We start from the raw sequence: 6,075 nt of genomic DNA, 5'->3' as shown, positions 1-6,075 counted from the left end.
CGCCCCGGGGGGCGGTCCGGGCAACGGGGCGGGGGGGTGGCGATGTGCTTTCGCCGCTCTTACGGTGTGGTGCCTCCCCCCCCCCCCCCTTGGGGGGGGGGGCCCGGGGGGGGGGGTCCATCAGTGACGAACATAACCACCCCCTCCCTCAGTCCCTCCCCTCAAGGGGGAGGGAGGCGCAGGAGCCGATGGCTCACTGCATCATCGACGCAATGCGGAGTGCCTGCCCATGCTGACCCAAGCCCTGTTCCGCGCGCTCGACCGCAAAGCCATCTGGGTCATCTCTATCTTCCTCGCCGTGGCCGTGCTCGTGCCCATGGCCAATCTGCTGATCCCGCCGGGACAGTTCGGCCATGTGCCGACCTATCTGGTCTCGCTGATGGGCAAGTATCTGGCCTATGCCATCCTCGCGCTCGCACTGGACCTGGTCTGGGGCTATTGCGGCATTCTTTCGCTGGGCCATGGGGCGTTTTTCGCGCTCGGTGGCTATGCCATGGGCATGTATCTCATGCGCCAGATCGGCACGCGCGGCGTCTATGGCAATCCGGTCCTGCCCGACTTCATGGTGTTCCTCAACTGGAAGGAACTGCCCTGGTATTGGTTGGGCTTCGACAATTTCTGGTTCGCCATGGCCATGGTCGTGCTGGTCCCCGGTCTCCTCGCCTTTATCTTCGGTTTCTTCGCCTTCAGGAGCCGCGTCACCGGCGTCTATCTCTCGATCATGACGCAGGCCATGACCTTCGCGCTGCTCTTGGCCTTCTTCCGCAACGATATGGGCTTTGGCGGCAATAACGGGCTGACCGATTTCAAGGACATTCTCGGCGTCCCGGTGCAGGCACAAACGACGCGTGTGGCGCTGTTTGCCGCCACCGCCATCGCGCTGGCCATCTCGGTGCTGATCTGCTCGCTGATCGTCAATTCCAAGCTGGGCAAGGTGATGGTCGCGGTGCGCGATGCCGAAAGCCGCACGCGCTTTCTTGGCTATCGCGTCGAATATGTGAAGCTGTTTGCCTTCACGGTGTCGGCCATCATGGCCGGGATTGCCGGGGCGCTTTATGTGCCGCAGGTGGGCATCATCAATCCCGGGGAATTCGAGCCGGGCAATTCCATCGAAGTGGTGATCTGGACGGCGGTGGGCGGTCGCGGCACGCTGATCGGGCCGATCATCGGCGCCATCGTGGTCAATCTGGGCAAATCCTGGTTCACCACCACCCTGCCCGAACTCTGGCTCTTCGCCCTTGGCGCGCTGTTCGTGGTCTCAACCCTGTTCCTGCCCAAGGGCATTGTCGGGCTCTGGGCGCAGATCTTTGGTCGCCGCAAGCCGGTGGCCGATCCGCCACCCGCGACCCCCGAGCAGTCAAACGACATGGAAAAGGGCGAGGACCCGGCCAGCTTCGCGCCCACCATCCAGCCCAAGCCTGCGGAGTAAAGCCATGAGCAAGGCACAGGATACGATGCTCTACCTCGATGGTGTCTCGGTGGCCTTCGACGGCTTCAAGGCCATCAACGGGCTCTCGATCATCGTCGGGCCGGCCGAAATGCTGGCCATTATCGGCCCCAATGGCGCCGGCAAGACCACGATGATGGATATCATCACCGGCAAGACCAGGCCGGACGCTGGTGAGGTGCTGTTCGATGGCCGCACCGACCTCACCAAGATGGACGAGGCAGCCATTGCCAATCTCGGCATCGGCCGCAAATTCCAGAAGCCCACCGTGTTCGAGAGCCACACGGTCTGGGACAATCTGGAAATGGCGATGAAAAAGCCGCGCGGCATCTTTCCGGCGCTGTTCTACACGGCCAGCGCCGACGACATCGCCCGCATCACCGAGATTCTGGAAACGGTGCGCCTGCTGCATCGCAAGGACGAGTTCGCGGCCAATCTCAGCCATGGGCAGAAGCAATGGCTGGAGATTGGCATGCTGCTTGCACAAGATCCAAAGCTGCTGCTGGTCGACGAACCGGTGGCGGGCATGACCGATAGCGAGACCGAGGAGACTGCGAAATTGCTGCGTGAGATCGCCAGGACTCGATCGGTCGTCGTCGTCGAACACGACATGAGCTTTGTGCGCGCACTGGGCTCGCGCGTGGTGTGCCTGGCCGAAGGCGCGGTGCTAGCCGAGGGCACGCTGGACCAGGTCAGTGCCAATCCCATCGTGATCGAAAGGTATCTGGGACGATGACATCAGCGCTCTCGATCGACGCCATCGACCTCCACTACGGTGCAGCGCAGGCCCTGAAGAAGATTTCGCTGACTTGCGAACCCGGGCGGATCACGGCGGTGCTCGGCCGCAACGGCGTCGGAAAATCCTCGACGCTGCGCGCCATCACCGGCATCAACCACATCTCATCGGGTGCCATAACTTTCGGCAGCGAAGTGCTGAAAAAAGCGGCACCCTACAAGCGCGCGCGGATGGGGATCGGCTATGTGCCGCAGGGACGCGAGATTTTCCCGCTGCTGACGGTCAAGGAAAACCTCGAGACCGGCTATGCCGGCCTGAAGCGCGGCGAGCGCAATATTCCCGACTACATTTTCGAGCTGTTCCCGGTGCTCAAGTCCATGCTTGGGCGGCGGGGCGGCGATCTCTCGGGTGGGCAGCAACAGCAGCTGGCCATCGGCCGCGCGCTGGTCACCCGACCCAAAGTGCTGGTTCTGGACGAACCCACCGAGGGTATCCAGCCCTCGATCATCAAGGATATCGGCCGGGCGCTGCAATTTCTGCGCGACGAGAAGGGCATGACCATCCTCTTGGTCGAGCAGTTCCTCGATTTCTGCCGCGAGATTGCCGACGATATCTATGTGATGGATCGCGGGGAAATCATGCATTCAGGTCCCGCGAGCGACCTCGATCGGGACGATGTGCGCCGGCATTTGATGGTGTAAAAAGCAATGCACCCGGCCGAGGCCGGGTGCAGTGGGTAATACGATGATCTGCGACTTAGTTAGCCGTGACCAGACCCGCGTCGATACAGGCCTGCAGGTCGATCGTGTCCAGGTCGACCGTAGGAGAGGTCGAGGTATTGGCAGCGTCGGTTTCAGCCTGGGCGTTCTCGACCGGCGTCTCGGCAGCGGCATCACCCTGCGGCTGGCCAGCCTGCGAGTCAGAGGTGTCGCGCAGCTTGAGGGTATCGCAGTGGGCCTGGACGACGGCGAGGTCGGATTCAGACACTTCAGCACCATTGATCATGGTCTGAGCGAAAGCCGGAACCGACATGGCAAGACCAGCGGCGATGGCGACAGCGGACAGGGTCGATTTGAGAGTCATGTTCGTAACCTCTTGATAAATCGTGATGAAAGCGTTTGCGCTCACCCTGATAACGAGGTCGGGAGCATTGGGTTGCGATGAAAAATACGCTTTTGAAAAACGTGATCGCAACCACCCCGGCCCTTCAGCGCGCCCGGGGCGCCGGAGCCATCGTCACCAAGCAGCGTGACGGGCGCACCCGGCTCGACCAATTGTTCCAGGATGGCTGCGGCAAGATCCGCCTGCCCAACACCCATTCCAGCGCCCTTGAGGCGGTATTGATCAATACGGCGGGCGGCATTACCGGCGGAGATCAGTTACAGTGGCGCGCCGAGGTGGCGGCGGGCGGACATCTGGTGGTGACCACTCAGGCCTGCGAGCGCAGCTATCGTTCGACCGGCGATACCGCCAGGGTCGAAACCCGGCTCAAGGTTGGCGTGGGCGCGCATCTGGACTGGCTGCCGCAGGAAACCATCCTGTTCGAAGCCAGCAAGCTCGACCGTCGGCTGGACATCGAACTCGACGCGGGCGCGACCCTTACCGCCATCGAGGCCATCCTGCTGGGGCGCGATGCCATGGGCGAGGAGGCGCGCGACGCCGAATTGCGCGACAACTGGCGCATTTATCGCTGTGGCCGGCTCATCCATGCCGAGGCCACGCAGCTGACCGGCGCGGGCAGCGAGCGCGATGGCCTGTCGCTGCTTGCCCATTGTCGGGCCTTCGCCTCCATCGTCCATATCGCAGCCGATGCCGACCGCGCCGAAATACTGCGCGACCGCATCCGCACCATTCTGCCCGCAAATGGGCAAATCGCTGCCAGCGCCAATGGCGAACGCCTGGTGATCCGGGCCATGGCGCGGAGCGGGCTTGCACTGCGGCGGCTGATCGTTCCAACCTTGCTCGAACTCACTGGCGCCGGCAGCCTGCCGCGCCTCTGGCACCTCTAGGACGCAGAAGATGAACCTCACTCCCCGCGAAAAAGACAAGCTGCTGGTGGCCATGGCCGCCATCGTCGCCCGCAAGCGCCTGGAGCGCGGCGTCAAGCTCAACCATCCCGAGGCCATCGCTCTCATCACCGACTTTGTGGTGGAAGGCGCCCGCGACGGCCGCCCGGTGGCCGAACTGATGGAAGCCGGCGCCCACGTCATCACCCGCGAGCAGGTGATGGAGGGCATCGCCGAGATGATCCACGACGTGCAGGTGGAAGCCACCTTTCCTGACGGCACCAAGCTGGTCACCGTCCACCAACCCATTCGATAAGAGAGGCAAACCATGCTCAAGCGCAGCCTGCTGGTCCTGGCCATTTCGGCCGCCGCCACCCTTCCCGCCTTTGCACACCTGGATCCGGGTGAGCACGGCTCCTTCGCGGCCGGCTTCAGCCATCCGCTGTTCGGCCTCGACCATATTCTGGCGATGATCGCGGTCGGCCTCTGGGCCGCGCAACAGGGTGGACGCGCCATCTGGATGGTCCCCGCCGCCTTCGTCGGGACCATGGCCGTGGGCTTTGCATTGGCCATTGCCGGAGTGCCCCTGCCCTTCGTAGAGCCGGTGATCCTGGCCTCGGTTATCTTTATCGGCATCGCCATTGCCCTGGCCCTGCCCATCCCGACGCCGGCGGTGGCGGCCATGGTCGGCTTCTTCGCCTTCTTCCATGGCCATGCCCATGGCGGTGAGCTCGGCGAGGCCGGCGCCTGGCAGTTCGCCATCGGCTTCATGCTCGCCACCGCCCTGCTGCATGCCGTCGGTATTGGTGCTGGGGTGCTGCTGTCGCGCGTCAGCGGCAAGCTGCTGACCCGCGTCGCGGGCGCGGCAACGGCGCTGGGCGGGCTCTATCTCGCCTTCGGCGCTTGAGGAGAAGCGCGATGATCCCCGGCGAAATCATTCCGGCCCAGGGCGATATCGAACTCAATGTCGGTGCGCCCGTCATCACCATCGAGGTCGCCAATACCGGCGACCGCCCGATCCAGGTCGGCTCGCACTACCACTTCTACGAGACCAATGCGGGGCTGAGTTTTGCGCGTGAAGCGGCGCGAGGCATGCGGCTCGACATTGCCGCTGGCACTGCCGTGCGCTTCGAGCCGGGTCAGACCCGCGAAGTCAGGCTGGTGCCGATCTCGGGCGATCGCCGCATCTACGGCTTCCGCCAAAAGGTCATGGGCCCGCTGTGAGGCGGGGCGGCGACATTGCAAATTCAGGCCCGGCGCCATGGCGCTCCGGGCCGAAAGCTGCTTTAAGGTCCGCCGCACGCATCAACAGGCCGGGACCCGATCATGACCGAGCAGACCACTTCCCAGAGCAAGGAAGCCGAATTCAAGCAGCGCTTTACCGCCGTGCTGAAGGACCTTCAGGAAGTCGGATCGCAGGATGGCGAAGCCATGGCGCTGGTGGGCAGCCTTGCCGGCGAGCTGGCGGCCAAGCTCGAGCAGACCAGCTGGAGCGGCGCCAAGTCGGTGATGACAGGCGAAACCTATTCCAACCTGCTCAAGACCTTCGAGGCCCAGGGCAACGAGCATCACAAGGCGGGCCGGATCAAGCATTCCTACGCCATCCAGCTGCTGTCGATCTCGCTGATCGCCGCCACCCAGCGCGCCGACGCCATCATGGCTGCCGGCGAGCAATTGCTGGACGGCGTGATCGATCATACGGTTTCGGTATACAATACGCAGAAGGCCAAGCCGAAGAACTAGTCTCGGCGGGGCAAAGCAGGTTTCACGCCCACATATTGGGCGATGGCCAGTATTCAGAAGCAAGCTTTTCGGGGGCTCGTGGCCCCATCCCAACGCTCGGGCGCTTAGGCTCCTGTCCTCCCTCCCCCCTTGAGGGGGAGGGC

Annotated in this window: 9 protein-coding genes; 8 read left to right on the top strand and 1 reads right to left on the bottom strand. The window is 63.6% G+C overall.

The features are described 5' to 3' along the window. Positions 1-229: 229 nt before the first annotated feature. Genes urtC through urtE form a run of 3 tightly spaced genes read left to right on the top strand, consistent with a single transcriptional unit; the run spans position 230 to position 2,884 of the window. Positions 230-1,429, top strand: a complete 1,200-nt coding sequence (urtC, locus tag DEVEQU_RS18440; protein ID WP_126152073.1) for an urea ABC transporter permease subunit UrtC — start codon at positions 230-232, stop codon at positions 1,427-1,429. A gap of 4 nt (positions 1,430-1,433) precedes the next feature. Then, positions 1,434-2,183: an urea ABC transporter ATP-binding protein UrtD gene (gene urtD, locus DEVEQU_RS18435; protein WP_126152072.1), complete on the top strand. Its 750-nt coding sequence runs from the start codon at positions 1,434-1,436 to the stop codon at positions 2,181-2,183. Continuing rightward, on the top strand, positions 2,180-2,884 hold the full coding sequence (gene urtE, locus DEVEQU_RS18430) for an urea ABC transporter ATP-binding subunit UrtE (protein ID WP_126152071.1): 705 nt from the start codon (positions 2,180-2,182) through the stop codon (positions 2,882-2,884). The genes urtD and urtE overlap by 4 nt, the downstream gene beginning before the upstream one ends. A gap of 55 nt (positions 2,885-2,939) precedes the next feature. Here the strand turns inward: urtE and DEVEQU_RS18425 are convergent, their stop codons facing one another. After that, complete coding sequence (locus DEVEQU_RS18425) at positions 2,940-3,266, bottom strand: hypothetical protein (RefSeq protein ID WP_126152070.1); 327 nt, start codon at positions 3,264-3,266, stop codon at positions 2,940-2,942. 77 nt (positions 3,267-3,343) lie between these two features. On the opposite strand from DEVEQU_RS18425, the gene DEVEQU_RS18420 reads away from it, so the two are divergent. The 5 genes from DEVEQU_RS18420 (at position 3,344) to DEVEQU_RS18400 (ending at position 5,932) form a co-directional block, all read left to right on the top strand. Then, complete coding sequence (locus DEVEQU_RS18420; protein WP_126152069.1) at positions 3,344-4,192, top strand: urease accessory protein UreD; 849 nt, start codon at positions 3,344-3,346, stop codon at positions 4,190-4,192. 10 nt (positions 4,193-4,202) lie between these two features. Beyond that, positions 4,203-4,505: an urease subunit gamma gene (locus DEVEQU_RS18415; protein WP_126152068.1), complete on the top strand. Its 303-nt coding sequence runs from the start codon at positions 4,203-4,205 to the stop codon at positions 4,503-4,505. A 12-nt stretch (positions 4,506-4,517) separates the two neighbouring features. Then, positions 4,518-5,096, top strand: coding sequence for a HupE/UreJ family protein (locus DEVEQU_RS18410; protein WP_126152067.1), 579 nt, complete (start codon positions 4,518-4,520; stop codon positions 5,094-5,096). An 11-nt stretch (positions 5,097-5,107) separates the two neighbouring features. After that, positions 5,108-5,413 carry an urease subunit beta gene (locus tag DEVEQU_RS18405; RefSeq protein WP_126152066.1) on the top strand — a complete coding sequence of 102 codons (306 nt, stop codon included), beginning with the start codon at positions 5,108-5,110 and terminating at the stop codon, positions 5,411-5,413. A 102-nt stretch (positions 5,414-5,515) separates the two neighbouring features. Next, complete coding sequence (locus DEVEQU_RS18400; protein WP_126152065.1) at positions 5,516-5,932, top strand: hypothetical protein; 417 nt, start codon at positions 5,516-5,518, stop codon at positions 5,930-5,932. Positions 5,933-6,075: the final 143 nt, after the last annotated feature.

This window comes from Devosia equisanguinis, from assembly GCF_900631955.1.
Lineage (GTDB): Bacteria > Pseudomonadota > Alphaproteobacteria > Rhizobiales > Devosiaceae > Devosia > Devosia equisanguinis.
This window is presented reverse-complemented; position numbering and strand designations above follow the sequence as displayed.

Excerpts from the sequence above, each read along its gene's own strand:
- urtC (WP_126152073.1), top strand. The coding sequence starts at position 230 with ATGCTGACCCAAGCCCTGTTCCGCGCGCTCGACCGCAAAGCCATCTGG.
- urtD (WP_126152072.1), top strand. The coding sequence starts at position 1,434 with ATGAGCAAGGCACAGGATACGATGCTCTACCTCGATGGTGTCTCGGTG.
- urtE (WP_126152071.1), top strand. The coding sequence starts at position 2,180 with ATGACATCAGCGCTCTCGATCGACGCCATCGACCTCCACTACGGTGCA.
- DEVEQU_RS18425 (WP_126152070.1), bottom strand. The coding sequence starts at position 3,266 with ATGACTCTCAAATCGACCCTGTCCGCTGTCGCCATCGCCGCTGGTCTT.
- DEVEQU_RS18420 (WP_126152069.1), top strand. The coding sequence starts at position 3,344 with ATGAAAAATACGCTTTTGAAAAACGTGATCGCAACCACCCCGGCCCTT.
- DEVEQU_RS18415 (WP_126152068.1), top strand. The coding sequence starts at position 4,203 with ATGAACCTCACTCCCCGCGAAAAAGACAAGCTGCTGGTGGCCATGGCC.
- DEVEQU_RS18410 (WP_126152067.1), top strand. The coding sequence starts at position 4,518 with ATGCTCAAGCGCAGCCTGCTGGTCCTGGCCATTTCGGCCGCCGCCACC.
- DEVEQU_RS18405 (WP_126152066.1), top strand. The coding sequence starts at position 5,108 with ATGATCCCCGGCGAAATCATTCCGGCCCAGGGCGATATCGAACTCAAT.
- DEVEQU_RS18400 (WP_126152065.1), top strand. The coding sequence starts at position 5,516 with ATGACCGAGCAGACCACTTCCCAGAGCAAGGAAGCCGAATTCAAGCAG.